We start from the raw sequence: 25742 nt of genomic DNA, 5'->3' as shown, positions 1-25742 counted from the left end.
AATGAACATGTTTGATTTCGGCCTAGAGGCAATCGTCTATGGAAAAGCAATAACACTGCTTGCGACCGTAGCAGTAGTGATTATGTGGCTACTCTATTATTGCTATCGCCTTAAACAAAAAAATGAAGTTATCGCGGGTACACACCATGCCCCTTATATCGCATACTCTGCCTGTATTGTTGCGTGGATCAGCAGCAACACTTACTTCCATACCGACTTATTGCCGGAACTTGGAGCATCGGCGGCCGTATACGTTGCAAAGTTGGCCAACCTAACCTCTTTTCTTGCATTTGCCTTTGCGTATTACTTCTCATGCCAACTTGCGGCGCAAAACCGTAATGGTAAAGTCTACCTATGGCAACAAGCGATTGTCGTCACTCTGACAGTTTATTCCTTCTTTATTAATTTAAGTCCGGATTTAACCGTTGAACATGTCACCATCACAGGCCCAAGCCAATTCGTAATCGAATTTGGTCCACAAACACCGTACTTTTTTACCGGGGTAATAAGCTTAATTCTCCTAACACTGGTTAATCTAGTGGCCATGCGCGCCAATAGCAGCAAGCTAACATTAGCCAAAACAAACTACATGATTACAGGCATCTTGGTGTTTATGCTCTCAACGGCAACGATCCATATTGGTGTTGCCTATTTCATCCGCGATTTCTCTCTCACTTGGCTACCACCCGCCTTGTCTATTAGTGAGATGTTATTCGTAGGCTATGCCCTGCTGACTTCTCGTTTCTACAGCGTGAAATACCTTGCGTATATGAGCCTCAATACACTGTTAGTGTGTGCCATTTTAGTGATACCTTTCGGCGCAATTTTTATCCCGCTGACTGACGATAGCCAATGGTTAATCGCAATCCCCATCTGTGCACTTATTGGTGTTACTTGGTACGTACTCTACAAACGAGTGAGCCGCTACGCCTCTTTCTTTGTCTACGGAAACAAGAAAACACCCGTCCAACAAATCCTTGCGTTGGAAGAAGATTTCAAGCTATCAATTGATGATGCAATGCGTCGTTTAGGTAGCCTACTGCAAATCCCAGAAGACAAACTTCGCCTCGTGAACAGCAACTACAACGAGACCTTCTACGAAGATTACCTGTCGACGAACAAGTCTGTTTTGGTGTTCGACGAACTGTCTGAAGAGTTAGATTACACCGCGCCTGCGAAAAGCTCGATCAAGGCGCTGTATGAAAAGATGAGTTCGAACAACACCGCCTTAGTGATGCCTTTGTTTGGTCAAGGCAAGTCCGTTACGCACTTGCTGGTGTCATCGCACAAGAGCAACGACCAAATGTTCTCTAACGAAGAGATCTCTGCGCTGCAAACCTTGTTAACTCGTGTACAAAGTACGATTGAAGCAGATAGACGCATACGTCAAAGCCGTGCATTGGCTAACTCAATTGCCCATGAAATGCGTAACCCGCTTGCTCAAGTACAATTGCATTTTGAAATTTTGAAGCAGCATATTGATAATCAAGCACCAGCAAAACAGATCCTACTTGATATTGAGAACGGCCAAGCTGCGATTCAACGCGGTCGACAGCTGATTGATATCATCTTGCGAGAAGTCAGTGACAGCTCACCCGAGCATGGGCCAATCACCATGACCTCCATCCACAAGGCCGTGGATCAAGCCGTCAGCCACTATGGCTTTGAGAACGAGAAAATCATTGAGCGAATTCGTTTACCACAACACGCTGATTTTGTGGCAAAACTGAATGAGACCTTATTCAACTTCGTTATTTTCAACCTGATACGTAATGCGATCTACTACTTTGATTCCTATCCAGATAGCCAAATCGAGATCAGTACAAAAGCCGGTTCTTACGAGAATGTGCTCATTTTCCGAGATACCGGACCAGGCATTGATGAAGCCATTGTTCACAAGATCTTCGATGACTTTTTCTCTTACCAAAAGAGCGGCGGTAGTGGTTTAGGTTTAGGTTATTGCCAACGTGTAATGCGTTCATTTGGTGGTCGAGTTGAATGCAAATCTAAGCTTGGTGAGTTTACTGAATTCCATTTGTACTTCCCTGTTGTGCCAAATGCACCGAAAGCAGATGCTCTGCGTACGCCTTATTTCAACGATTGGAAACACAATCAATCAACAGAAGATAAAGCCGAAGCTGAAGTACAGCCAGAGAAACAAACGCCAAGTGCTGATAACGATCTTGAGCCAGCCCCTGAAACTGAGACAGAAAAGACGCAAGCAGCAAATCCACCAGCATCAAATCATCTCGTACCCACCGTGCTGATCGTTGATGACAAAGAGGTACAACGCACACTGGTTCAGATGTACTTGAACCGACTCGGCGTTAACAGCCTGCAAGCAAAGAACGGTGAGAATGCGGTTGAGCTGTTTAGAACACACCAAGTCGATTTGATCTTGATGGATGTGCAAATGCCAGTCATGAACGGCTTTGACGCAAGCCAGATCATCAAAGCACGTTCACCTAATACGCCGATCATTGCTCTGTCTGGTGAATCAGGACAACGTGAGCTAGACATGATCAGCAAGCTGATGGATGGTCGCTTGGAAAAACCAACCTCATTAGATGCGCTGCAACACGTACTTGACAATTGGTTGAAAAAAGGCACAACGTCTAATGCATCTAAGGAAGCCGAAGGTGAAGAGTAAACGGCTAACAAGTTAATCAACGACTGATTAAAATCCCCTCAAGAAAGGTTCTTGAGGGGATTTTTTTGTTAGCACAATTAGCAGCATAAATTATCAATTCGATGACTTTTCCGAATCAAACTTGATTAAGCGACAGGCATTTCCAACGTTTTTCGCTGGCACATGTACATGATAATAATTGCGGCACTGCTCACCAGTGACAATATCCAGCTGCTCAGAACCATCACCTCCTGAGTGGCCGGAACCAACGATAAACAAAACGTAAAACCAAATGCTCCAATCATCTGCAGAGCACCGTAGATAGCACCAACCTGCCCTTTGTGATTAGGAAACAAATACAATGCTGATACGCCCGCGACTGCTAATAAAAATGCTGAGCCAAACGCCATGACAGAAAACCCAATTAACATTAATAAATAGCTATGAACAACAAGGCTTAAAGTGATAACAACACAACCTACAATTTGAATAAGGCTCCCATAAATTAGTGTCATATTCTCACTAATACGGTGCTTCAAAAATTGAGTCCATATAAATCGAGATGCAACACTACTCACAATCAAAGCCATTGATCCAATGCCATAGTCTGCAGCCGTTAAAGCAAATTCGTGTTGGGCTACAAAAGAGCCTGTCACTTGGAAGAGCAATATACAACTGGTCCCACTAAACATCATTGTCAAATAACACAGAAAGGTGACATTTGATGCAATGAGAGCGTAATCTTTTAGTATCTGTTTAGGCTTTATTGCATCGGGGTTCTTCTTACGTATCGTTTCACGTTTAATAAATGCGATGATCAATAGTGTGGCAATCGATAAGCATGCCATAAACACAAAGTTACTATGCCAACCAAAGTGCTGAGTCAGGTACCCACCTAAAATGAGCGTTAAACCGGGTAAACTCATAAAAAAAACCCCATACCAAGCAAGTATCCCCATGAGCTCTGTCTTCTCGAAAGCGTCTTGTAGTATCGTCCGGCAAAGCAAATAGAGGCCACCAACCCCCAAACCCTGTATGATCCTGCCGATTAACAAAACCTCTATGCTATCAGCCAAAAGGCATGTCATTGAACCAATAACAAAAACAAAAGATGAAAGCATCGCTATTGGTTTTCTCCCATAGCGCTCAGAGAGCGGACCACAGATAAGTTGACTACAGGCTAAAGCGATAAAAAATAGACTTAAAGTCTGTTGCACCAGCGCCTCAGAAGTTTGAAGTCCACTTTGTATGTCCGGAAAGCTCGGTGTATACATACTTGACGAAAAAAAGTAGATCGATGCCATTAGGACACTGATAGCTATATTAGTTATTTTGGACAATGGTTTTCCCCATAACATTAAGAACAGATCAACAGATTAAACTGATTGCGCTGCTAAGGTTTTGGGTGAAACGACACTCGGTTTACAAATTGCGCCAAATTTCACACTAAAGAGATTTTTTCTGATGCTCTTTAAATGCAGTAGAAAATGAAGATAAACTAGAGTACTCGAGTTCAAATGCAATATCAGTTGCGCTAACGCCTTCTGCCATCATTTTTTCAGCGCGTTCCATCACAACTTTTTGGCGAATATCTCTGAAAGACGCTTTAAAACTAGAGAGAAAAAGTCGGTTTAAAGTACGCACAGAGGCACCAGTTTGTTTAGACATATCTAAAATAGACAATTTGATACTTGGCTCGTTTGATAGTGCGTCGATTACCGGTAATAGCCTTCGATCCATTCCTCCCTTTGCAATTAAAGGGTTATTAGCTGCTTTACAACAGATACACTGGTCGATTAGGACATGAATATAATGAGGTTCAAGCTTTGGTTCTGGACCACCACTTTCCCAAAAGCGAAATAGTTGAGTAACGATGGGGGATACATCCAACATACATATTTCAGTGAGATCAGGTATTGATGTTAGGGGCAGGCGAAGTAAAGAGATCTGGGATTGTTTTAAGAAATCAGCACAGTGTGGCACACCAGCTGGAATATAAATTAAAGAACCCGGCATAGAAAGCAAACTATGCTTGTCAGTAGATAGAATCTGACAACCTTGATGTATAAAAGCGAGGAGTGGGTAGTCATGGCTATGTAACTCGCTCGAATTATGAGATTCATGATATGTCACAATAAGCTGATGCTCGTTCAAATTAATTATCTCGTCGACTCTTTCATTAATGTACTCTCCAGTATAATCATATTTTCCATCATCTTCTCTAGTCCATTAATTCTGGTGTTCTAAACCTAACACTTATAACAAAACAATAATTGATATCTTACGGCAACACCTATTGAATACACGTCAATCAAATTTATAGCCCACATGGATGTGTTTAATCGAAAAAAATTATGTGAACCTTGCCTAACTCAAGGCCATTTCACTACTTAAACTCGTAAAGTTTTCAATAATCATATGATGTAAATGGTAAAAAGGTTATAAAAAAGAATATTTAATTTAACTTGCTGAAATCATCGTGACAGATAAAGAAATCCTGAAAATTCCCAATGTCCGCTACTTCTTGATGTTCAGAAGCAGCTACTTTGCGCGTTTTTATTACCCAGTATTCACTCTACTCTACTTAGATTACGGCCTAACTCTGTCGCAATTTGCCATGCTTAACGTAGTGTGGGCTGCGACCATTGTACTTGCTGAAGTCCCATCTGGAGCATTTGCCGACACCTTGGGACGCAAGAAGTTGGTAGTTCTATCTTCTCTTGTGATGTTTGTTGAAATCGCCATGATCGCCTTAGTACCGACCGAAAACCCGAACTTGGTGTTCTTGGTCTTTTTGGTCAACCGGATACTCAGCGGTTTAGCCATGGCATTAGCAAGCGGTGCTGATGAAGCGCTAGCGTATGACACCTTAAAAGAACAAAGCAATGAAGAGCTATGGCCTCGAGTGTTGCAGATCCAGCTTCGTATCGCCTCAAGCGTCGGCATCTTTGTCACCTTAATTGGTGCTGCGATGTACGACGTAAACTTGATGGCAAACATCTTTCATACTCTCGGATTCGCTGAGCCAGAAAGCACAAAAGACCTCATGCGCATTCCCGTTTTTGCCACCTTGTTTGTCGCGATGGTCGCCATTTATGCCGCGGTTAACATGCGCGAAGAGAAAAAGGTGATGACAAGCGACCAAACCAAATTAGCAACCACCATCGCCAGCCTTAAATTAACGGCTGACACAGGTAAGTGGGTACTTGCTACGCCTTACGTGCTGTTCATTTTGCTGTATTACAGCCTGTTCGAGCATACCTCGCGCATGTTCCTAACCATGAACAGCCAATACTATCTCGCTATCGATATTCCTATTATCTACTTCGGTTTTATTGGCGCGGGAATCAGTTTGCTTAAAATCATATTGGCGGGACAAAGCCGTAGATTGGCAGAAAGCATCGAGCCTAAAATCTTTATTTTGGTCATGGGGTTAGCGAGCATGGCGACCTATTATTGGATCAGTATAGGTTGGTCGATCTATGGCGTAATACCTGCGTTAGTACTGATCTTTATCATCATGACGATGAACATATTCATTAGCTACCATCTGAACAAAAAAACGGAATCACGCAACCGAGCTACCGTTCTCAGCTTCAAAGGCCTGATGTTTAACCTTGGGTATGGCTTGATCGGTATTTTGTATGCCTACTACTATAAGTTGGTGTCTCAGGGTTACACCTCGCAAGAGATAGAACAAAACCTCGATTTCTTGGCTTCACTGTCTTCGTTCTTCTACTACTTCACCTTATTGTTCGTTTCGATCAGTGCGTTGTTCTATTTCAAAAACAAGAAACAGCCTATCTTTTAAAAAAGCGTCGATCTTTTGAAGAAAACATCGATCTTTTTAAGAACGTACTGATGCCGAATAGAGAGTAAAAGTGAGCCTATGGTAATAGATAGACCATATCGCTTCTTATCATATGATTTTTTGTTAATATAATCATAAAATTACATAACACATGGAAGCGTCATGTCTTTTAGTTGGATAGTCTTTACTCTTCTCGCAGCCTTTAGCCAATCTTGGCGCAATGCATTTCAAAGTAAACTAGCGGGCACAATGAGCGTGGCTGGCGTGACGTTAGCTCGCTTTATTTGGGCTGGCCCAATCGCGCTTATTTATCTCTATTCGCTGTATCAATGGCAGCCAGTGTCCACGCCTAATTTTTCCGGTGAGTTCGTTTTCTACATTGTTGCTGCTGCGATTATGCAGATCCTAGCGACAGGCTTAATGGTGATGCTGTTTAAGCTAGAGAACTATGCGATAGGTGCCGGACTCGCCAAATGTGAGGCTCCGGTTTCAGCGGTATTGTCCGTGTTGTTTTTTGGCACCGCTTTGACCATTACTGGGTGGGTTGGTGTACTTATTGGTGCCTTGGGCGTGTTGATCATGAGCAGCTCTTCCGGCTGGCGAAGCCTCTCTCCCAAAGTCTTTCTCTTAGGTATGGCTTGCAGCACCGCCTTTGCTTTAACGTCTCTTTGGGTTCGAGAAGCCAGCTTGAGCATCGGCCTACCCTTCCCTCATAGCGCTGCATGGGTGCTGTTCCTCGTCATTTCACTTCAGACAGTTATTATCTGTACGTATCTCTTTTTCAGAGAACGCAACACATTGCGCCAGATATTTACCAAATCGAAGCTGGTGGTGATGACAAGCCTAGCAAGTGTAATTGGTTCTCTTGGCTGGTTTAGCGCGATGTCACTTCAGGCCGTGCCTTATGTAAAAACATTAGGCCAAATCGAAGTGGTCTTTATGGTGCTGATATCCTACTTCTGGTTAGGGCAAAACATTGCTCACAAAGACATTTTTGCACTTATCTTGCTTTCTATTGCAGCGTTATTTGTGATGTGGCAGTAGTTTGACCGACGTTACCAAGGTGAGTATGGGCCAAACAAAAGTGAGCAAACTGACCTTTCATCCATACTCATGATAAATACATCACGCCATGTTATAAGTTTTATGGTGGCCCAAAATGATAAGAACCACTTCCACATAATTTCTATAGTGCACGTATCAGCTATTTGTAATCTCCACTTACCCAGTAGGATACGGCCAAATGAAAACACTCGCTCAAATCGCACTAGCAACAATCGTATTTACAACCTCACTAATGGCATTCGCCGAACCGACGGCCACCAACGAAGCCCCATCAGAAACGCCGACCATAACGGTAAAACATGAAGCAATGACAGTGGCGTTAACAGATAAACATTTTGTGCCTTTAGATGAAAACGAAACCGCTGTGACTCAGAAGCTAACGCAAAATCACAATACCGACTCAGCGCCACAGCCTGCGATATAGTGATAGCAACAGTAAGGCAAACTATTGATTTACTCGTTATCGCGAACGTTCACATCAGCTTAGGTGTGGGCGGCATGATTCAAAGAGATAAACGCTCTCTTTAGCACTAAAAATCTCAATCTGTTCCGTGCATAGAACTCATATTCATGTGTAACTATTAACACCACCGCATCTCATTATTTCCTCATTTGTTACTTGGTTGAATGACGCCTGTCTGGCATTATGCGCCCAAGAAATACGTGGTTATTACACGGTACAAAATGAACGAAGGTAGTCAGTGGTAGAAAAAAGCCAACAATTAAGTAACCGTTACGATGAACACGGTTACTTTGTTCTCAGAAATTATTTCGATGAAGCTCAGATTGCATCACTTAGAAAAGTCGTGCTCAAATTCCATGAATCATGGAAGGCGGACAACGAAGAATTCTATCAAGAAGAGGCATTTAACTCATCTTTGATTACGGGAAGCGAATATTTACCCGCCGACGATAGAACCGTATTGTTTGACTTCATCAGCTCAAAACAAGTAATGGATGTGGTTGATGCTGTGATACCGAACAACCCTGCTTTCATGAACACGCAACTGTTCTTCAACCCTGTAGACCCGCAACAAAAAGACTTCTGGCATCGTGACTGTCAATACGACTACGACATTGATGATCAGATGAAAGTCATCATGGAAACTCAAGTATTGCACCTGCGTGTCCCCCTATTTGATGAGCCCGGTATGGAGCTTATCCCTGGAACACACAAACGCTGGGACAACGAAGAAGAATACAATGTTCGCCAAGAAGAAAATGGCAAAGTGAGCAGCGATGATATCTCTGGCGGTAAGCAGATACCGTTAGCAGCAGGTGACTTGTTGGTGTTTTCCGCAGATATGATCCACAGAGGTCGATACGGGCTGGATCGTTTAGCATTGGATATTTTGATCTTTGATTCGGCGGCAGACTATGTCGACTACGTTGACGACGATTGCCTACCAACGTCTGCAATGTTGGACAACATTTCCGATCCAAGACTGTTTATGAATACGCTACACTTAAAATCAATTCAGTGCTCGTAAGCTATAAAGGTACCCGAACCATGACTGACACTAAGCAAAATACTCGAATTAGCCAGTTCCGTTTCGGGCAGCCGAAAGAGTCTCTCAAACTAGAGCATGTTGCTTTAGGAACGCTAGATAAAGATAAGGTTCGAGTACGAGTTGAAGCGACCAACATCAACCCTAGTGATCTATTGTCGATTTATGGTGTTGGGCAATACCAATACAGTCACCAACCGCCGAGAGTACCGGGGTTTGAAGCAGTAGGAAGGGTTGTAGAGTCCAGCCATGATGAGTTTGCAGTTAATCAGCGAGTGCTCGTGGCAATCAGTGGAACATGGCAGAACTATGTCGATGTATCACCAGACAACCTCTTCCACATTCCTCAGGATCTAGAAAATGGCTACGCCTGTCAGTTGTACATTAATGCGCTCACCGCGTGGGTGCTAACGACAGAAGTCGCGAAGTTGACCAAAGAAGATGTGCTAATCATCAATGCAGGTAGCTCAGCCATCGGTAAGATCTTCTCCCAGTTATCGATATCACTTGGGTTTCAAATCATTGTTGTGACCTCACAACCTGAGCGCTCTCGAACGAATTCAAACTATGCGTTAGATGCCAAAGATGATTTGGTTGCACAGATTCAACAGCTAGGTTTACCTCGACCGACGGTTGCGTTTGATGCGATTGGTGGTAAGCCCGGAACCGAACTTATCCATACCCTTAGCAACAACGGGCGTTTCATCAACTACGGAACGCTTTCTCTGGATTTTTATGAACCACGCTTCTTCGAATATGCAAAAAACCAAGCTATCGAATTCAGCACCTTCTTCCAACGTTATTGGGAAGAAGCAGAGGGGAAAGGTGTCCGTCGTGACAAGTTCATGACCATGCTGGACCATTTCATCACTAACGACATACAGCTCGACATCGACCGCTGTATTCCACTAAGTGAAGTTCAGACTGCTATTGATCTTATTGAATCAAAAACCACACAGCTGAATGGCAAGATCGTCTTGCTTCCGGTTTAGGTTTACTTGGGTCTAAGAAGGTACTTTCAACCGCCAAGAATAAAGGTCGAAAGTACCCAAATGATTAGCGCTTAGAGACGTTCCTAAGCTTAATTTTGATGAGTTTTCCCTGGTTAAAAAAACAAGCTACTTACGCCAAACAAGGTATAAAACAAACAATCCACCTAGCGCTGCTGTCACAATCCCAACAGGCAATTCTTGTGGCGCTAATATGGTTCGGCTGACTAAATCCCCAAACAATAAGAGAACCGCTCCCCATAAGGCGATCAAAGGAATAGCTCGCTTGTGAGTCACACCTGAAAACGGTCGAACAAGGTGAGGCACCATCAGACCAATAAAGCCCACCACGCCCGTCATTGAAACAATCGATGCAGTGCAAAACGCACAACAAAGAAAAATCTCACTTTGCAGGCGATGAACATTGATCCCTAATGAGCTTGTGGTCTGTTCACTCACTAACAAAGTGTCGAGTTCGCGATAACGTTTAATCACTAAAGCAATAAGACACAACACGCCAATTAAGGCAAAAATTAGATTATTCCAACGAGCGAGCCCTAAGCCTCCCATCGTCCAGAATAAAATTGAGCTCGCCGCCCTTTGATCGCCCGAGTAAATCAAAAAACTCGTGACCGCCCCAAACAAGAATGAAATTGCCAAGCCACACAAAATCAGGTTGTCATTGCCTTTTTTCTTCTGCATCGAAAACAGAATTAAAACAGCCGTAGCCGACACAATACCACCTGAAAATGCCGCAAGCGGAAGCGACCAAATGCCTAAGGTGTCTCCCACTTGGGTAATCACCAATACTGCACCAGCAGACGCACCTGATGACAAGCCAAACAGAAAAGGATCCGCCAAGTCATTACGTGTCGAGGTCTGGAGCAATGCCCCTACCATCGCGAGCCCTGCACCAGCAATAACAGCTAAAAGCGCTCTCGGCAGCCTCAAGTCGAGCAATATTCGACTTGTCATATCCGGCGTTGGATCGTTAAAAGAGCTCAACCCTATAACCACTTCCTTAAAGGACAAAGGAACCGAGCCAAATTGCAGACTCATCATAAAGGCGAGCAGCATGGCAGTGATACCTGTTAGCCAAGCTACTCGATATTTATCAAATAAAATCAAACGATGACTACTCAGAAGCGAACGCTGTTGCTAATTTCTCAATAGCATCGATGTTGGCAGGCCCAGGAGTGAGTTGCTCATAACGCAATTTGACGTAACGACCAGATGTCACTGCATTGGTGTATTTCATTAGTGGATGCGCTTCAAGGAAACGCTGCAGTGAATCAGCACCGCTCGCCGTTTGGTAGTCGAGAAGAATAATGACATCTGGGTTAGCGCGAGCAACGTTCTCCCAAGATGTTCGTGCCCAGCTTGCTTCCATATCACCTGTAATATTTTGGCCACCAGCGGCTTCAATCATTGCATTTGGCATTCCATACTTACCCGCAGTAAAAGGCTTGTCTTCACCGGAATCAAACAAGAAAACTTTTGGACTCGGTTGGCCTTGTGCTTTCTGCTTTTCTGCAACTTTTGCGATTCTCTCTTTCCAACCCTTAACCAAAACCTCAGCCTCGGATTGCTTGTCGAAAATAACGCCTAACTTTTGCACATCACCATAAAGCAGATCCATTGTGACACCCTCTTTTTTGTCTTGAGTATGAATGCAGCTTTCTGAGAGTACCAAAGTATGAATTCCATAAGGCTTCAGTGTTTGAGGTGTCACTTCACCACCTACTTTCATCCCGTAGTTCCAGCCAGCGAAAAAGAAGTCGGCATCTGAGGCAATCAATGTTTCCAACGAAGGGTACTTGGGTGCAAGTTCTGGAATGTTTCCTAAACGGTCTTTGAATGAGCTCGACATCTTGTACCACCCAGTGATACCTGTAACGCCTACCATGTCCTTCTGCAAGCCAAGAGCAAACGCCATCTCAGTCATATTGATGTCGTGCACAACCGCACGTGAGGGACGCTTTTCAATGGTCAGCGGACTACCACAGTTATCAACCGTAACTGGGTATTGAGTGCTGGCTGCATTTGCAAGAGACAAAGGTAAAAGAAACAAAAGACTGGAAATTACAGGCCACTTCATTGGGCTGCTCCTATTAAAGAATGATTAGAGTAAGTAGATGCAGCTTCAAAATGATGGATGGTGCTGCACAGGTTAGGATGGTTGAACGAGAGGACGCGCAACCCAAAAACAGGAATCATATATCGGTCTTGCATCACCGTATCTGGCGCTGCAAACGTGACCATTTTTTGATCAGACATCAAAAGAACTTTATCGGCGAATGGCGCCACTAAAGGTAAATCATGCAGTACCACGACAGACGCAATACCGCGTTGTTTGATTAGGCTCAGAAGTTCAAGACGAGCGAGAGGGTCTAGGTGGTTGGTCGGTTCATCTAAAAGCAGCAGCCTTGGCTCTTGTGCGAATGCACGGGCAATACTAGCGCGTTGTTGCTCACCTCCAGATAACTCACCAAAGCATCGCTGGCTCTTATGGAGCAACCCGACATCTTCCATCGCCTGCTGAACGGCTCGCTTGTGCTCTTTCGCGCTACAACAAAAGGTATGAGGAGTGCGGCCTAAGCTAACATATTCAGACACACTCAAGCGAGGATCCACATGTTCATGCTGAGTGACAACCGCGACTTTTTTGGCTATCTGCTGCCTTGCTAAGCTATTAAGGGCGATGCCAGACAACAACATCTCACCCTCAACCATTTTGTACTCGCCTGTGATCCCTTTCAGTAAGCTAGACTTACCACTTCCATTCGGTCCGATTATCGCAACACACTCTCCATCATTCACATCAAATGTGACGTCGGAAACGGCTCTCCAGTTAGCCAATCCGTCGGCGTAGAGGCCACGCACAGTCAATACAGGTTTATTCAATTTCCCACCGAGCTTCTAAAAATCACATCTATTGCTACGTTATAACATAACAATAAATTAAAGATATAGTTATTAATAGAAATATTAAGGCAGTACTAATCTGGGTTAGAAACTTAGGCTGTTGCTACCACCTTAAGATGAGGACAAGCTTGTTTAGGAAAATACTTCTAGCGACCATTACTGATCCATTTCCCTCTTTTCGAAGTACAAGTTACTAATAATTCGATATAAATCGCTCTATTTCTCCAAATTTTTGTCTACAGTTTGATAGAGCTTATCGCTTCAATAATTACCATAAGTAACAACACCTTTTGATTGTCAGTTTTGGTAGTAAGGAGAGGAAATGGAAAACCCAGTTGTCACGCTGAAACACGCCAGAAAAAGCTTTGTTGATGGTAAAGAGACACATAGCGTGCTGGACAATGTCGACTTTACTCTAACGACGGGCGCTAGCGTGGCTTTGACAGGAGCAAGTGGCAGCGGAAAAAGTACTCTACTCAACCTAATAGCAGGCTTTGAACCACTTTCAGGAGGTGAGTTGTGGCTCGATGGTGAAAACACATCAGCTTGGAAAGACCCACAATGGAGCCGTTTCCGCTATCAAAAACTGGGCGTTATCTTTCAGCAGTTCAACTTATTAACCCCGATCAACGTAAAACAAAACATCGCGTTTCCGTTGCATTTGAACCAACAAAAGTGGGGCGACTGGTGTGATTATTTAGTGGAAGCGCTAGGCATCAGTGAACTGCTCGATAGACATGTATCAGCACTGTCTGGCGGACAACAACAACGAGTGGCGATCGCACGTGCATTAGCCCATAAACCGAAACTGCTGCTTGCCGATGAACCCACAGGCAACCTCGACCACAAAGCTGGTTTAGAAGTGATGAGGCTGCTGAACGAAATCACCACGCAAGGCAACACCGCTTTATTGCTGGTTACACACAGCCCCGAATGTGCCAGTTTTATGCAGACTCAACTGGTGTTAGATGATGGAGAGTTAAAGCGTGTAGATCTAAACCAAAATCAAGCCAGTGAGAAGCCTCATGCCGCAAGCTAACTTAACTCACTCTAGGTTAAATCACACATGGCTCACTCACACAAAACTTACGCTAAATCTATTCGCTTCGCATTATCGCCAATCCCCCTTACAAGCAGCGGCGATCATGATTGGTATCGTGTTGGCGGTCACCCTGTTTGTCGCGGTTCAAGCCATCAACCTCAATGCCAAACGCAGCTACGCTGAATCGACCGAACAATTGAGTGCCCAAGCGCAAAACCTGATCATTCCACCAGCGGGGCAAAACTACTTACCAGAATCGCTCTACTTCAAGCTTAGACAAAACGGACTCAGCGAGATACTTCCTGTGATTGAAGGGCGTGTGAGAGACGAACAAGGTCGTCGTTGGTCGGTACAAGGCAGTGAATTGATCGCCGCTCTCACCTCACGATCTCGCTATTCTAGCGACAAGCCAGCCGAAAACGATGGAACCTCAGAAGACAGTCAAGACATATCCCTGTTCAACAGTGCCTTGCCGCTTCCTCACTTATTAGCTGGCAAGCCCATCGTGATGATGAGCCAATCGCAACATCAAAGCTTAGGTGAAGTAGATACACTGACTCTCGATGAAGTAGTCACCCAAGTGGTAGTGCTGCCCGATGAATGGCAACTGGGTAGTCGGATGTTGATGGACATTGGGTTCGCTCAGCAGTTGCTTAACAAGCAAGGGCAACTGAGCTACATCGCTGTTTTTGACACTAAGGGGAATACCCAAAATAAATGGCAAAGCCTTATTGGCGAACAAGGGCAATGGATATCCAACAACCAAAGTACGGATCTCGGTTCAATTACCGATAGCTTTCACCTCAATCTGACCGCCATGAGTTTATTGGCGTTTTTGGTTGGCCTATTTATCGCTTACAATGGCGTGAAGTACAGTTTGCTGAAACGTAATCGGCTGTTGGTGCAAATTCAACAAGCCGGCATAGCTCCAAGCATCGTGTTTTCAGCTCTGCTAATCGAGCTTATCGTTTTGGTAACCATAGGAGCTTCACTCGGTTTCATTTTGGGTATTCAGGTGAGCCATTGGCTACACCCAACCGTTGCGATAACGCTGGAACAACTATACGGAGCAACACTTCTGCCTGGCACATGGCAGTGGTCATGGTTAGTTCAGGCCTTAGTGCTCACCTTAGCCGCCACACTTGTTGCCTGCTGGCAGCACTTTAAACAACGCATTCAACAACCGCTCTCTTCTCATGGTGGCTTTTATCAAACGCCAGAGGCTTCAAACGAAAACCGACTGTTTATCATCGGAGTAACACTCACGTGTATCGCATTAGCTGGCTTGTGGCTTAGCGAACATCACCGCTTCACCATGACGTGGCTTGGCGTGTTAGTTGTATCTATCCCTTTGTATTTGCCTAAAACGCTCAGCGTATTAGCAAATTGGAGTGAAGAGCGCACTCAGTCGGGGTTGATGCAGTACCTGTTTGCTGAATTGAGAGAGCTCATCTCTCCACTATCCCTTGCCATGATGGCGCTGCTTCTTGCCGTAACGGCTAACATGGGAATGAATACCTTAGTAGGCAGCTTTGAAACCACCCTAAAGCAATGGTTAGAACAGCGGCTGCATGCCGACATTTACATTAGCCCTGCTCAAGGCGAAATCGCCAACGTAGAACGTGCGTTAGAGCAGTTTGAAAACGTTGAAACCGTCTATAAGCAATATTACGTCGACGATAACTTGCAAGGCTTGCCAACGTTACTCGGTACCAAAGACAAAGATACACTAGCGCAAACCATGGTGTTCCAATCGCAGCTTGATAACTTTTGGCAACGCTTCTTTCAGGGTGAACTGGTAGCGATCAGCGAACCCACTGCGGTGAAGCTTGGTTTGTCTTTGAACAGCGAACTTAGGCTCGACTCTATTCCAAACAAATCACTAATCGTCGGGGCGATTTTCCACGACTACGGCTCCCCCAATGGCGAAGTGTTACTTGCCCCTAATTTGTGGCTTGAAAGCGGCTTCACGGATTTGCCCACCAGCCTAGGGATTAAAGTCTCTGGTGACCAACAACAAGTCTACGAACAGCTGCGCCAGCAATTGAACTTGCACCAAAGTCAGCTCTACGATCAAGCGCAGATCAAATCCCTCGCTTTAGATATCTTTTCACAAACGTTCGCCATCACACGCGCACTGAATGGCGTTACCTTGATGGTCGCTGTGATTGGCTTATTCTGTGCGTGTTTTATGCTGCTCGATGCTCGTAAGGCCGCTATCGCAAGGTTGTATGCGCTTGGCGTAAGCCGTAAAAAGTTGATGGCGATGGTGATCGGGCAAATCGTTGTGCTTGTGACCTTTACTTTGGTTATCGCCATCCCGCTAGGTGCTATGGTTGGCTACGTACTAACAGACATCGTCACCCTTCGTGCCTTCGGTTGGAGCTTAAATTACCAGTGGAGTTGGAGCGATGCGCTCAATATTTCCTTCATCACAATTATTGTGGCTGTGATTGCAACACTCATTCCTCTATGGCGCTTGGTCAGTAAACCTGTGGTATCCAGTTTGCAAAGTGAGGTGTTGTAATGAACATTGGCTTGAAAACTAAGTTAATCAGACTATCTGCTCTCTCAGTGGGCCTGCTATCTCTATGGGGTTGTGACAAGGTCGACCCGAATTCCGCTCAAAACATGGGATCAATACTCGGCGGGAGCAGTGAGCAACAAAGTGATCAATTCAGTCCCGTCATTAGAGGCGTTGAACTCACCTTCCCCGAAGACCATCAAGCGCACCCGAGTTTCCGTCATGAATGGTGGTATTTAACCGCCAACCTCATCGATGAGGACGGCAACACACTAGGCGTACAATGGACACAGTTCCGCTTTGCCGCAGATCCAGAAAACAGCGTCGAACAAAACAAGACAACCACATGGCAAAGCCAACAGATCTTCATGGCGCACAGTGCCGTCACCACCGAAGACAAACACTACGCCGATGAAAAATGGTCACGCGATCACGCAGAACTGGCAGGGGTAAACACATCACCATTTCGCGTCTATCTTGATGATTGGCAGTGGACATCTTCTACCGATGACTTATTCCCTGCCACATTGAATGCTAACTCAGAGCAGTTTGGCTACTCGTTAACACTGACTAGCGACGCTCCCTACCAAAAACAAGGAGAGCAAGGCTACAGCACCAAAAGCAGTGACGGAAAAGTCGCATCCTACTACTACAGTCAGCCATTCATCGATGTATCAGGCGACGTGACGATTGATGGTGTGACACATCAGGTTTCAGGCAAAGGTTGGATAGACAGAGAATGGAGCTCACAGTTCTTACTCGACTCACAACAAGGCTGGGATTGGTTTGCACTTAGGCTCAGTGATGAAACCAGCCTAGTCGTATTCCAACTGCGAAACTCGGCAACAGGCGAAGCCAGTTATGCTCACGCAAGGCTGATGCAGCAAAATGGTTCTGGTACTGCTATTTCGCAGCAAGACATTACTCTCACTGCAACCAAACAGACAGTAATTGATGGGCGCGATTATCCAACAGAGTGGCTGGTTTCAATTCCAAGCCAGCAAATAGAACTGACAGTCTCGGCACTCAACCCAAAAGCAAAAATGCCACTATCGGTTCCCTATTGGGAGGGGCCAATCTCAATTAAAGGAACACACTCAGGTACAGGGTATATGGAGTTGACCGGGTATTAGGTATGTCTGAGCAATCATAAAGCAATGACAATAAAAAGACATGAATTAACCAGCCACCTATTCAAATCGAACGCTCTTGGCATAGCGTAAAGTCATGTTCACTACAAAAGAGAACAAGCTGGTGTTCAAAACTATCCGTGAATTAATGCCACATCACTGTTCGTTAGTAAATGGAATCAATCTATAGCAAAACGCTTATAACCAAGCCTCGAAGCACTCTATACAATGCTTCTAGGGATGATACGTAATATGATCACTGGGAATTTGAAATCTACGCTAAGGAGCTCAATTGGACATTTTAATTCAGCAAGAAATCGAGCTTCATCAATATGAAGTTCGACAAAACAATGATGGTATTAAGCGTTTAATCCATCCCGACTTTTCCGAAGTCGGTCGCAGTGGTGATAGCTATAACTTTATGTCTATCGTTAAAATGATGAGAGCAGAGGAACCTTCAACCTCAAAAATTCACTCACAAAACTACGAATGCCTTTTACTAAGCTCTTCGGTACACTTACTCAAATATCAGACCGCTTTGGTAAATGAACTTGGTGATGTGAGTAACTATGCCAAACGTTGCTCTATATGGGTTTTGACTGAGGCTGGTTGGCTGCTTAAATACCACCAAGGCACACCTTGTTTACCTTTCGAGCTAACCGACAGATAAGACATCGCATCTTAACCATTAGATCGCGACTTTATTTTGTACATAGTAAGGACATACATGATTGAACTTAGAGAAATGCGCCATGAAGAGTACCCCGCTTACTGCGACTATTTTATTGACGATTACAGCCGTGAAATAGCGAAAAACTATGGCCACTCTATGGAGCGATCCGTTGAGCTAGCTAAAAAAGATCTGCATCGTTGCTTTCCGAATGGCCTTGAAGGAAACGAGCATTCGCTTCTTTGTATTGAAGCTCAGTTAAATGGACAAGCATGTCTTGTCGGCTACCTTTGGCACTCCATTAATACAGAAGATAAATCTACCTTCATCTACGACTTCTACGTATCTAATTTGTACCGAGGTGCAGGCTATGGTAAACAAGCACTGAGCTTATTAGAGCAGCAGCTTAAGGCACATGATATTGAACAAATAAAGTTAAGAGTCGCGTACCATAATGAAAGAGCACTAAAGCTCTACCAAGCAGTGGGCTTCTCTATTACTGGGTTTAATATGTCTAAGAAAATAGGAGCTCTTGAAGCCTAGACCCACACAACCGAGTAATGGAACAGCTAAACATAATATTTGAGTGAGGATGAATTTTAAGCCACTCATCTCAATGGAATAAGTTCTGTACTCACCTATTGTCTTAATAAGTATCGAAGGAAAACTGTGAGCGAAGAGATTTACGACAAGATGTGGCAACGCTTTAAAGTTGCATCTGAAACCGATCAGTATGAACTAGATTCACATCTATTAGATCTCCCCACGACGCACGAAAAGGGGCTAAGAGTCACTTTCGATAGTCGATGCACCAATTGCTCAGTGCTGTTAGCAGCTCTACCCAATAACGTGTTCGCAAGATAAAAAGCCATCACTAGGACGGCTTCTTTGCATTGGCCTCAGTTTATATATCAACCGTTACAGCGGCTGTCATATATGTCATTTGCCCAGCTTGGGTTATCAATGAACGGGTTGCGGTTACCTTGCCATTTGACGGCTTTTTCATGGCGGTTACGTTCCCAATCATCGACAGGATCTGCGTTATGCCATTGGAGCAATGTGCACAGTTTTCCAACCTTAGGTTGCCCTGAAGAGCTCGACATGTTATCGACTAAGTACAAATTAGGCATTTTCGCGTCATCTCCTGCATAGCGTACGGCCATGTAGAAAAGCGAACGAGCGGTATCCCCTTTCACTGCATCGCGAGGTTCAAAGCTGTTGTAATCGGTTTTGTTAAGCGGAGACTTTCTCAATGGCGAACCACCAAAGTCAAAGTCTTTGTTTGAGCGGATAGAGTTAATCTCTGCGTCGGTTGGTTGCAGGTGGTGAATATCTGTATAGCCCCACTGATCTTTACGCTTAAAACCAAAAGATTTAGGCCAAAGGTGCTCACGGTTCCATGCATTTTTATCGTTATTTCCCGACGACGTAAAATCTTTAGATTGTGAACGGCCGCTGTAATACAGAATAACGTTGTTCGAGTTATTCAGGTCTTCGTTGGTGTCTTTCAATGCAGACCACACCTGAGTATAAGTGAGTTGCTTTTGCCCGCGAGCGGCAATCACACCAAGCATGTCTTTTAAGGCATCACCGCTTAGCCCCTTCAGCTTCAAGGTAGTAGCCGTCAGGGTATGTAATATCTGCAAGCGCAACTGGACTAAGAGCGGTAGAAATTAGGAAAAGGCTTAGATTTAAACGCATTTTCATTTTTTTAGTATCCTTATTATTGTTTTAATCACTCATCATTGATGAGTGTCCTAAGACTCTACAAAACACAATTTATATGCAATCGTTTTATTTATAAAAAGGGAGGTCTAACGCCTTATTATTGAAGGGATCAATATCCAGCTCTTGATAGGTAATAACTCGCAATGGATTCTAGATACTTTAGTTTGGCAAGACTGAACGTTTTGCCGTGACAGACACCCGTTTCCAAACCGATGCCTCTCCATATACTAATTACAACAAACGATTCTTATATTGCTCTGGCGTTTGGCCTGAATATTTCTTGAACATACTAATGAAGGGGCTGGCTTGGTTGTAGCCTAATGTGAGTGCCACCTCTTTAACCGACTGTCCGTTTCTTAATAGATCCATTGAGTATAAGTAGCGAACTCGTAATCGCCACTCCGTAAAACTCATTCCGAGCTCACTTTGACAATGACGCGACAAAGTTCGCTCGGTTGCATGTACTTTGTCGGCCCAATCTTTTAACGAGATATCATCGGTAGGGTTCTCTTCTATGGCAGCAAGAATAGGAGCAAGGTACTTGTTATCAGTTGAAGGTAGGAAGTGATGCTCGACTTGCCGTTCTGCAAGTTGATCCAGTAACACCTGCACAAGCCTTTGATCTTGTTCACTTTGGGCGACATTGATATCGCGCTGACGAAAGTCATCAATGATCGAAGAGACTATCTGCGTGATATTAATTAGGCTGGTCTTTTCTGGCAGGTGCTGAGTCAGCTCTGGTGCGATATTCAGTGAGCAGTAATCAAGTGGTTTTCGATTATAACTGCAGTGCATTACCCCCGCGGGTACCCAAATCGCGAGATGTGGTGGCGCAAGAAAACGTGTACCTTCTGCTTCCATTTCAAGAATCCCACCGCTGATCAACTGTACCTGACCCCAAGGGTGGCTATGTACACGAGTTTCGGTATTCGATAAGAAAGCTTCGAAATTCATAAATACGTTGGATGGTGCCTTATCAAATGATAAGGATGGATGAAGGTTTCTTGAGTGTTTTTTCAAACTTGTCTTCCTATCGCGCCTGATGTCTTTTTAAAGATATCTGTAAGTATAACGACCTGTCAAACTAGCCGCATCAACTCATTTTGCCACGAGACTCACATGCATTATCTATTACCATTTTTCACAGTCTGTATCTGGGGTGCAAATGCTATCGTCAATAAGCTAGCGGCAAGTACCATTGAACCAAGTGCAATGAGTTTTTACCGCTGGTTTATTGCGATGTTAATTCTCACACCGTTCTGTATTCGCTCGGTTATCAAACAATGGCAAATCATTAAGCCTAATTTATCTAAATTGGCTTTCCTTGGCTTTTTGGGAATGGTGTTAAACCAGTCTTTAGGTTACTACGCAGGCTTAACCACTTCCGCTTCAAACATGGCTTTGATTACATCATTAGTGCCATTAATCAGTGTATTCCTTAGCGTTCCACTACTTAATAAATCGATTTCAAGTTTGAGTATTGTAGGAGGTGTGTTGTCTCTATCGGGCTTAGCATTGATGCTGGGTAAAGGCGATCCCCTATTCTTCATCCATCAAGAACTTACCCAAGGTGATGGCTACATGCTAATAGCGGCATGTGTATATGCTTCATACTGTGTATTGTTGAAGCGCTGGAAAATGCCAATCAGCAATTGGGTTGTGATTTATATCCAAGGGATGTTCGCGGTCGCAATGTTGACTCCACTTTGGCTAACCAGTGATCAACTCATTCCTTCACAACAAGCTATTCCACTTATAGCTTACGCCGCCGTTGCTGCTTCGATTTTAGCCCCTTGGATGTGGGTGAAAGCCATTGATACCATTGGCGCTGATTCCAGCGCAATGTTCATGAACTTAATGCCTGTAGTCGCTATTGTATTGGCATCAACATGGTTAGGTGAAGAGATTAACCAGTTCCATATCATTGGCGGTGTAATGGTGATTTCTGGTGTTATCCTTGCTCAAGTGAAAAGGAAACCAAGGCTTGAAACTGCGCTACCTCAGCAAAGCTAGCCTTTCTTAAATTAGACGAACGAAAATTCGCGAATCAACCTCTCCTTACAATGCCTGCTCCCTCAGCAGGCATTGCTGTTTTCCTGTTTTGTTCAATTGTTCTGTTCTCACCGTTTTCAAATTCCTTTAATGCGTTCTGACTGCTGTTGCAACCTTGAGTTGACTCACTTTTAGTGTATTTAGTACCGTTTAAGTTGTAAAAGGAATTACAATGATTCAACCAAGGATTCCAGTGATCATATCGTCACTGCTTGCTCTATGCTCAGCCTCAAGCTTTGCTGCAACAGTTCCTACTGATACACCATTATCTAAAGAACATGGAATGGAAAGCGTATGTCGCTGCTAAAGGAGCGGGAGATTATCAGCTTGCTCGCTCTTGGGAATTTGGTAACTATCCAGAGCCTTCTGCACTGTTGGAAACCTTCACTTGTCGTCATACAGCAAATGGGAGCGGGTACTGTAACCCTGATTATAATGAGCTCTTGTAGCAAGCGAGTAAAACGGAAGGTCAGTCTAAACATTTTGCTTTATACCAGCAGGCATAACTGCTACTTAACGAACCTGCAGCAGTTATGCCTTTATATCACTATAACCACACTCGATTAGTGCGAAATATACTTAAAGGCTTCCCTAACAATAACCCGAAAGGAAATATCTACGCTAAGGATCTATACTTTGTATAAGAGTAAAAGTGAGCTGATAAGAAAACAATAATCACCACCATTTTAGTGGTAACTGAGATACAGTCACTTCAACTAAACCAGATTAACAGCGGTTAGTTGGCAAACATAAAAAGGTACCGACATGAGTACCAAATGGCTTAGAAACACCTAGCATTACGCTAGGTGTTTTTTTGAAATCGACTTTCTATTTGGGTTGTTCATGTTTGCTCTGCCTTGTTTACCTCTCGCCTTGTTTACCTCTCGCCTCCATCGCTAGAAAACACCGATGTTCATCAGTTCGTCATCCGTTTGAAAAAATAGTCTTAACCGTGAGATTATCCGCTTTAATTTATGTCATCTTAAGTATATTGTTATTAGCAAGTAACAAGCATGTTATGCAGCACAATAATAATGAAGGAAGATAGATGAGCAGTAACAATAGCCGACAAGATGGTAAACGAGACGTTACTCTCCGTTTTTTAGCTGAACCTGGGGATGTGAACTTTGGTGGTAAAGTTCATGGCGGTGCAGTAATGAAATGGATCGATTTAGCGGCTTATGCTTGTTCTGCAGGATGGAGTGGTAAATATTGTATTACCGCTTACGCTGGTGGTATTCGATTCGTTGCACCAATCCATGTGGGCAACCTTGTTGAAGTCAGCGCGAAGGTCATCTATACCGGTTCATCTTCCATGCACATCGCTATCGACGTGCAAGCCAGCGACCCTAAAGAGCTCAATAATCGCCTTACGACTCACTGCATCGTTATTATGGTTGCTGTTGATGAAAACGGTAACCCAACTAAGGTACCAGAGTGGGTACCAGAAACGTCAGAAGACATCGAATTAAGAGATTCAGCTATTCGTCTAATGAACATGCGAAAGCAGATTGGCGAAGAGATGGAAGCGCACGTGAAGTACCTTAAATAAGGTCGCGACCCAGAAAGCCCTACAAAACCTAATTACGATGCCAAGCACATGCTTGGCATTTACTTATCTAGCTCTACTCCCCTATTCACACTCTCACAGACAAAGCCGCGTCTTACCCACTACTGCTTATCTCAATACGGCTTATATAGCGTGATACTCAGCCAAGGTTTAAAATGAAGCCGCTATTGCTTAGCGATTTGCTCGAACTGTAATAAAGTCGTCATTTAGCTCTGGTTAAATACCGCCAATCATAATGGATGTATTTTAATTTCCCGGAGTTACTCTTGAGCGTCACACGCCCCACTCTTAGCGAATCTACACTGAACAACCTCAAGGCAGTTGAGTACCAATGGGTCAGAACCTTGTATGTAGAAGGTTACGATAGCAATGAAATTAATCACTATATCCAGACTTGTTTTGGCGGGGATAACACGTTTGCGGATCTCTTTCGCCGTGTAGCACTCGATCAAGAAAGCATCTATGTGTTGTTGCAACACTTGGGCTGTGCTCCTTCGAGCAAAGAATTCTAGCTTCTACAGTTCATCGCTAATCGTTTCCCTAACTAATCATTGGTCCTAACTGACCCTTTTTCCTAACTAATAACTTTTCTAACTGATCATAGTCATCAGCATCTAGTTTGAATCAGCAACTAACATCAATCATTCGTCATTCACTACCTTCCCAACTCATTCCATAAGTCAGAGGTATCATTCTCTGTAATTCACAGCCGCCTACCGTTTCTATATACATTTTCTGTGTAACTTTTGTATTTGTTGCACGCAAATCATTGAAGTATCACGCATTGGATGATTAGCAATATATCAATAGACCAACAGCCCCTTATACTGAGTGTCTGATTTGTGAGACTCGTTCATGTCTTCAAGTAGAAGAATGAGGCAGGAAAGGTTTGAGAGATAAGTGACTCGAAACTTTGAACATGAAGCTGTTATGAGCACAAGAATTGACAGGTAAACGGACATCAAGACAAAGTAGAAAGCAAAAAGTAGCAGGCATAAAAAAACCCAAGTAAATACCTGGGTTAGAGTTACAAAAACCACTAATCATTAATAGCGTAAGGAACCTGATTAGTAGCCAGCTATGCGTAACCTGAGGGTTATTTTTATTACTGATCGGCGGCCAAACCAAATGATGTAATAAAAATGCCAATATAGAGCGACCTAAAAGGTCGCTCTTTGTCTTTCTTATAGGGTACAGCTTATCCTTTTACACCACCTGCCGTCAAACCGCCAACTAACCAACGTTGAGCAAGTAAGAACACGATAGTAATCGGAAGTGCTGAAAGTACAGCCGCTGCCGCAAAGTCACCCCATAGGTAGTTCTGAGGATATAGATATTGCTGCATACCTACCGCTAGCGTGTAAGAGTTCACATCAGTTAGCAGGATAGATGCGACAGGCACTTCACCTACTGTTGCGATGAAAGAAAGAATAAACACAACCGCTAGAATTGGCACAGACAATGGCAGTAGAACCAGTCTGAATGCTTGCCAAGGCGTTGCACCATCAAGTGCAGCCGCTTCTTCCAATGAGTTATCAATCGTCTCAAAGTAGCCTTTAATCGTCCATACGTGCAGTGCGATACCACCCAAGTACGAGAAGATTAGGCCGCCATGCGTGTTCAAGCCTAAGAACGGAATGTATTGACCAAGTTTGTCGAACAACGCGTAGATAGCCACAAGAGCAAGCACCGCTGGGAACATTTGGAAAATCATCATCGCTTTCAGGATAGTTTCTTTACCTTTAAAGCGCATACGAGCAAATGCATAAGCCGATGTCGTTGACAGTGCCACGATTAGAATCGAGGTAACACCCGCCACTTTAATCGAGTTCCATAACCAAGTCAGTACTGGGAACGGAGGTGGTGTCACCGAGCCGTCTGCATTCGTTACCGACATACCAAGAGCCAGTTTCCAGTGCTCCAGTGATGGGTTATCAGGAATCAAACTGCCTGTTGCGAAGTTACCTTCACGGAACGAGATCGCGATGATCATCAGTAGTGGGAAGATAATCATTGCCAAGAAGCACCACAACGCTGCATGCGTTGCCCACACTCGGTATTTAAGGCCTCTACCTTGTACCATAGCCATTGTCGTGCTC

The 25742-nt window shown here is 44.1% G+C and carries 24 protein-coding genes and 2 pseudogenes; 18 read left to right on the top strand and 8 right to left on the bottom strand.

Annotated features, from left to right (window positions below):
* Positions 1-7 precede the first annotated feature (7 nt).
* Complete coding sequence (gene luxN, locus ACMAZD_RS20175) at positions 8-2650, top strand: quorum-sensing autoinducer 1 sensor kinase/phosphatase LuxN (protein ID WP_435250566.1); 2643 nt, start codon at positions 8-10, stop codon at positions 2648-2650.
* A gap of 125 nt (positions 2651-2775) precedes the next feature.
* Here the strand turns inward: luxN and ACMAZD_RS20170 are convergent, their stop codons facing one another.
* Both ACMAZD_RS20170 and ACMAZD_RS20165 read right to left on the bottom strand, forming a co-directional pair.
* A complete protein-coding gene (locus tag ACMAZD_RS20170) occupies positions 2776-3969 on the bottom strand; it encodes an MFS transporter (RefSeq protein ID WP_435250331.1) in 1194 nt (397 codons plus the stop codon).
* A 106-nt stretch (positions 3970-4075) separates the two neighbouring features.
* Positions 4076-4783: an AraC family transcriptional regulator gene (locus tag ACMAZD_RS20165; protein WP_435250330.1), complete on the bottom strand. Its 708-nt coding sequence runs from the start codon at positions 4781-4783 to the stop codon at positions 4076-4078.
* Between the two features lie 325 nt (positions 4784-5108).
* Here ACMAZD_RS20165 and ACMAZD_RS20160 point away from each other — a divergent pair, with 325 nt between their 5' ends.
* The 5 genes from ACMAZD_RS20160 to ACMAZD_RS20140 all read left to right on the top strand — a co-directional run bounded on the left by ACMAZD_RS20160 (position 5109) and on the right by ACMAZD_RS20140 (position 10005).
* Positions 5109-6440: an MFS transporter gene (locus ACMAZD_RS20160; protein WP_435250329.1), complete on the top strand. Its 1332-nt coding sequence runs from the start codon at positions 5109-5111 to the stop codon at positions 6438-6440.
* Positions 6441-6602: 162 nt separating this feature from the next.
* Positions 6603-7484 carry a multidrug transporter gene (locus tag ACMAZD_RS20155; RefSeq protein WP_435250328.1) on the top strand — a complete coding sequence of 294 codons (882 nt, stop codon included), beginning with the start codon at positions 6603-6605 and terminating at the stop codon, positions 7482-7484.
* Positions 7485-7683: 199 nt separating this feature from the next.
* Positions 7684-7929 carry a hypothetical protein gene (locus tag ACMAZD_RS20150; protein WP_435250327.1) on the top strand — a complete coding sequence of 82 codons (246 nt, stop codon included), beginning with the start codon at positions 7684-7686 and terminating at the stop codon, positions 7927-7929.
* Positions 7930-8206: 277 nt separating this feature from the next.
* Positions 8207-8995: a phytanoyl-CoA dioxygenase family protein gene (locus ACMAZD_RS20145; protein ID WP_435250326.1), complete on the top strand. Its 789-nt coding sequence runs from the start codon at positions 8207-8209 to the stop codon at positions 8993-8995.
* A gap of 20 nt (positions 8996-9015) precedes the next feature.
* Positions 9016-10005: a zinc-dependent alcohol dehydrogenase family protein gene (locus tag ACMAZD_RS20140; protein ID WP_435250325.1), complete on the top strand. Its 990-nt coding sequence runs from the start codon at positions 9016-9018 to the stop codon at positions 10003-10005.
* Between the two features lie 126 nt (positions 10006-10131).
* Here ACMAZD_RS20140 and ACMAZD_RS20135 read toward each other — a convergent pair whose 3' ends face one another.
* The 3 genes from ACMAZD_RS20135 to ACMAZD_RS20125 are packed head-to-tail and all read right to left on the bottom strand — an operon-like array spanning position 10132 to position 12891.
* Positions 10132-11079 (bottom strand): FecCD family ABC transporter permease, encoded by a 948-nt coding sequence (locus ACMAZD_RS20135; RefSeq protein WP_435250565.1) that lies wholly within the window; start codon positions 11077-11079, stop codon positions 10132-10134.
* Positions 11080-11137: 58 nt separating this feature from the next.
* Complete coding sequence (locus ACMAZD_RS20130) at positions 11138-12100, bottom strand: ABC transporter substrate-binding protein (protein ID WP_435250324.1); 963 nt, start codon at positions 12098-12100, stop codon at positions 11138-11140.
* Positions 12097-12891, bottom strand: coding sequence for an ABC transporter ATP-binding protein (locus ACMAZD_RS20125; protein ID WP_435250564.1), 795 nt, complete (start codon positions 12889-12891; stop codon positions 12097-12099). Before ACMAZD_RS20125 ends, ACMAZD_RS20130 begins: the two co-directional genes overlap by 4 nt.
* A gap of 358 nt (positions 12892-13249) precedes the next feature.
* On the opposite strand from ACMAZD_RS20125, the gene ACMAZD_RS20120 reads away from it, so the two are divergent.
* The 7 genes and pseudogenes from ACMAZD_RS20120 to ACMAZD_RS20090 all read left to right on the top strand — a co-directional run bounded on the left by ACMAZD_RS20120 (position 13250) and on the right by ACMAZD_RS20090 (position 19157).
* On the top strand, positions 13250-13966 hold the full coding sequence (locus ACMAZD_RS20120) for an ABC transporter ATP-binding protein (protein WP_435250323.1): 717 nt from the start codon (positions 13250-13252) through the stop codon (positions 13964-13966).
* Positions 13953-16496, top strand: coding sequence for an FtsX-like permease family protein (locus tag ACMAZD_RS20115; RefSeq protein WP_435250322.1), 2544 nt, complete (start codon positions 13953-13955; stop codon positions 16494-16496). The genes ACMAZD_RS20120 and ACMAZD_RS20115 overlap by 14 nt, the downstream gene beginning before the upstream one ends.
* Positions 16496-17626, top strand: a complete 1131-nt coding sequence (locus ACMAZD_RS20110) for a lipocalin-like domain-containing protein (RefSeq protein WP_435250321.1) — start codon at positions 16496-16498, stop codon at positions 17624-17626. The genes ACMAZD_RS20115 and ACMAZD_RS20110 overlap by 1 nt, the downstream gene beginning before the upstream one ends.
* Before the next feature lie 88 nt (positions 17627-17714).
* Positions 17715-17813, top strand: a pseudogene (locus ACMAZD_RS20105) (cytidine deaminase); the annotation flags it as partial.
* A 102-nt stretch (positions 17814-17915) separates the two neighbouring features.
* Positions 17916-18293 carry a DUF4440 domain-containing protein gene (locus ACMAZD_RS20100; protein WP_435250320.1) on the top strand — a complete coding sequence of 126 codons (378 nt, stop codon included), beginning with the start codon at positions 17916-17918 and terminating at the stop codon, positions 18291-18293.
* Positions 18294-18350: 57 nt separating this feature from the next.
* Positions 18351-18836, top strand: a complete 486-nt coding sequence (locus ACMAZD_RS20095) for a GNAT family N-acetyltransferase (RefSeq protein ID WP_435250319.1) — start codon at positions 18351-18353, stop codon at positions 18834-18836.
* A 126-nt stretch (positions 18837-18962) separates the two neighbouring features.
* A complete protein-coding gene (locus ACMAZD_RS20090) occupies positions 18963-19157 on the top strand; it encodes a hypothetical protein (RefSeq protein WP_435250318.1) in 195 nt (64 codons plus the stop codon).
* 47 nt (positions 19158-19204) lie between these two features.
* Here ACMAZD_RS20090 and ACMAZD_RS20085 read toward each other — a convergent pair whose 3' ends face one another.
* Both ACMAZD_RS20085 and ACMAZD_RS20080 read right to left on the bottom strand, forming a co-directional pair.
* Positions 19205-19906, bottom strand: a complete 702-nt coding sequence (locus ACMAZD_RS20085) for an endonuclease I family protein (RefSeq protein ID WP_435250317.1) — start codon at positions 19904-19906, stop codon at positions 19205-19207.
* A gap of 346 nt (positions 19907-20252) precedes the next feature.
* Positions 20253-21041 (bottom strand): AraC family transcriptional regulator, encoded by a 789-nt coding sequence (locus ACMAZD_RS20080; RefSeq protein ID WP_435250316.1) that lies wholly within the window; start codon positions 21039-21041, stop codon positions 20253-20255.
* A 99-nt stretch (positions 21042-21140) separates the two neighbouring features.
* Here ACMAZD_RS20080 and ACMAZD_RS20075 point away from each other — a divergent pair, with 99 nt between their 5' ends.
* The 5 genes and pseudogenes from ACMAZD_RS20075 (at position 21141) to ACMAZD_RS20055 (ending at position 24155) form a co-directional block, all read left to right on the top strand.
* Positions 21141-22034: a DMT family transporter gene (locus ACMAZD_RS20075; protein ID WP_435250315.1), complete on the top strand. Its 894-nt coding sequence runs from the start codon at positions 21141-21143 to the stop codon at positions 22032-22034.
* Positions 22035-22245: 211 nt separating this feature from the next.
* A complete protein-coding gene (locus ACMAZD_RS20070) occupies positions 22246-22380 on the top strand; it encodes a hypothetical protein (RefSeq protein WP_435250573.1) in 135 nt (44 codons plus the stop codon).
* Positions 22343-22717 (top strand): annotated as a pseudogene (locus ACMAZD_RS20065) (peptide ABC transporter substrate-binding protein); the annotation flags it as partial. The gene ACMAZD_RS20070 and the pseudogene ACMAZD_RS20065, both read left to right, overlap by 38 nt.
* 404 nt (positions 22718-23121) lie before the next feature.
* On the top strand, positions 23122-23625 hold the full coding sequence (locus ACMAZD_RS20060; RefSeq protein WP_435250314.1) for an acyl-CoA thioesterase: 504 nt from the start codon (positions 23122-23124) through the stop codon (positions 23623-23625).
* 257 nt (positions 23626-23882) lie between these two features.
* Positions 23883-24155, top strand: a complete 273-nt coding sequence (locus ACMAZD_RS20055; protein ID WP_435250313.1) for a hypothetical protein — start codon at positions 23883-23885, stop codon at positions 24153-24155.
* Between the two features lie 686 nt (positions 24156-24841).
* On the opposite strand, the gene malG is transcribed toward ACMAZD_RS20055, so the two are convergent.
* Positions 24842-25732, bottom strand: a complete 891-nt coding sequence (malG, locus tag ACMAZD_RS20050) for a maltose ABC transporter permease MalG (protein ID WP_435250312.1) — start codon at positions 25730-25732, stop codon at positions 24842-24844.
* Positions 25733-25742: the final 10 nt, after the last annotated feature.

Source organism: Vibrio sp. nBUS_14 (genome assembly GCF_051201655.1).
Classification (GTDB): domain Bacteria; phylum Pseudomonadota; class Gammaproteobacteria; order Enterobacterales; family Vibrionaceae; genus Vibrio.
The sequence above is the reverse complement of the archived record's forward strand: the minus strand, read 5'-3'. Positions and strand labels throughout refer to the sequence as shown.

What these genes read in the sequence shown, in the direction of transcription:
- ACMAZD_RS20150 (WP_435250327.1), top strand. Translation starts at nt 7,684, where the DNA reads ATGAAAACACTCGCTCAAATCGCACTAGCAACAATCGTATTTACAACC.
- ACMAZD_RS20095 (WP_435250319.1), top strand. Translation starts at nt 18,351, where the DNA reads ATGATTGAACTTAGAGAAATGCGCCATGAAGAGTACCCCGCTTACTGC.
- ACMAZD_RS20075 (WP_435250315.1), top strand. Translation starts at nt 21,141, where the DNA reads ATGCATTATCTATTACCATTTTTCACAGTCTGTATCTGGGGTGCAAAT.
- ACMAZD_RS20070 (WP_435250573.1), top strand. Translation starts at nt 22,246, where the DNA reads ATGATTCAACCAAGGATTCCAGTGATCATATCGTCACTGCTTGCTCTA.
- ACMAZD_RS20135 (WP_435250565.1), bottom strand. Translation starts at nt 11,079, where the DNA reads ATGCTGCTCGCCTTTATGATGAGTCTGCAATTTGGCTCGGTTCCTTTG.
- ACMAZD_RS20110 (WP_435250321.1), top strand. Translation starts at nt 16,496, where the DNA reads ATGAACATTGGCTTGAAAACTAAGTTAATCAGACTATCTGCTCTCTCA.
- ACMAZD_RS20155 (WP_435250328.1), top strand. Translation starts at nt 6,603, where the DNA reads ATGTCTTTTAGTTGGATAGTCTTTACTCTTCTCGCAGCCTTTAGCCAA.
- ACMAZD_RS20115 (WP_435250322.1), top strand. Translation starts at nt 13,953, where the DNA reads ATGCCGCAAGCTAACTTAACTCACTCTAGGTTAAATCACACATGGCTC.
- ACMAZD_RS20120 (WP_435250323.1), top strand. Translation starts at nt 13,250, where the DNA reads ATGGAAAACCCAGTTGTCACGCTGAAACACGCCAGAAAAAGCTTTGTT.
- malG (WP_435250312.1), bottom strand. Translation starts at nt 25,732, where the DNA reads ATGGCTATGGTACAAGGTAGAGGCCTTAAATACCGAGTGTGGGCAACG.
- ACMAZD_RS20055 (WP_435250313.1), top strand. Translation starts at nt 23,883, where the DNA reads ATGTATTTTAATTTCCCGGAGTTACTCTTGAGCGTCACACGCCCCACT.
- luxN (WP_435250566.1), top strand. Translation starts at nt 8, where the DNA reads ATGTTTGATTTCGGCCTAGAGGCAATCGTCTATGGAAAAGCAATAACA.
- ACMAZD_RS20140 (WP_435250325.1), top strand. Translation starts at nt 9,016, where the DNA reads ATGACTGACACTAAGCAAAATACTCGAATTAGCCAGTTCCGTTTCGGG.
- ACMAZD_RS20060 (WP_435250314.1), top strand. Translation starts at nt 23,122, where the DNA reads ATGAGCAGTAACAATAGCCGACAAGATGGTAAACGAGACGTTACTCTC.
- ACMAZD_RS20130 (WP_435250324.1), bottom strand. Translation starts at nt 12,100, where the DNA reads ATGAAGTGGCCTGTAATTTCCAGTCTTTTGTTTCTTTTACCTTTGTCT.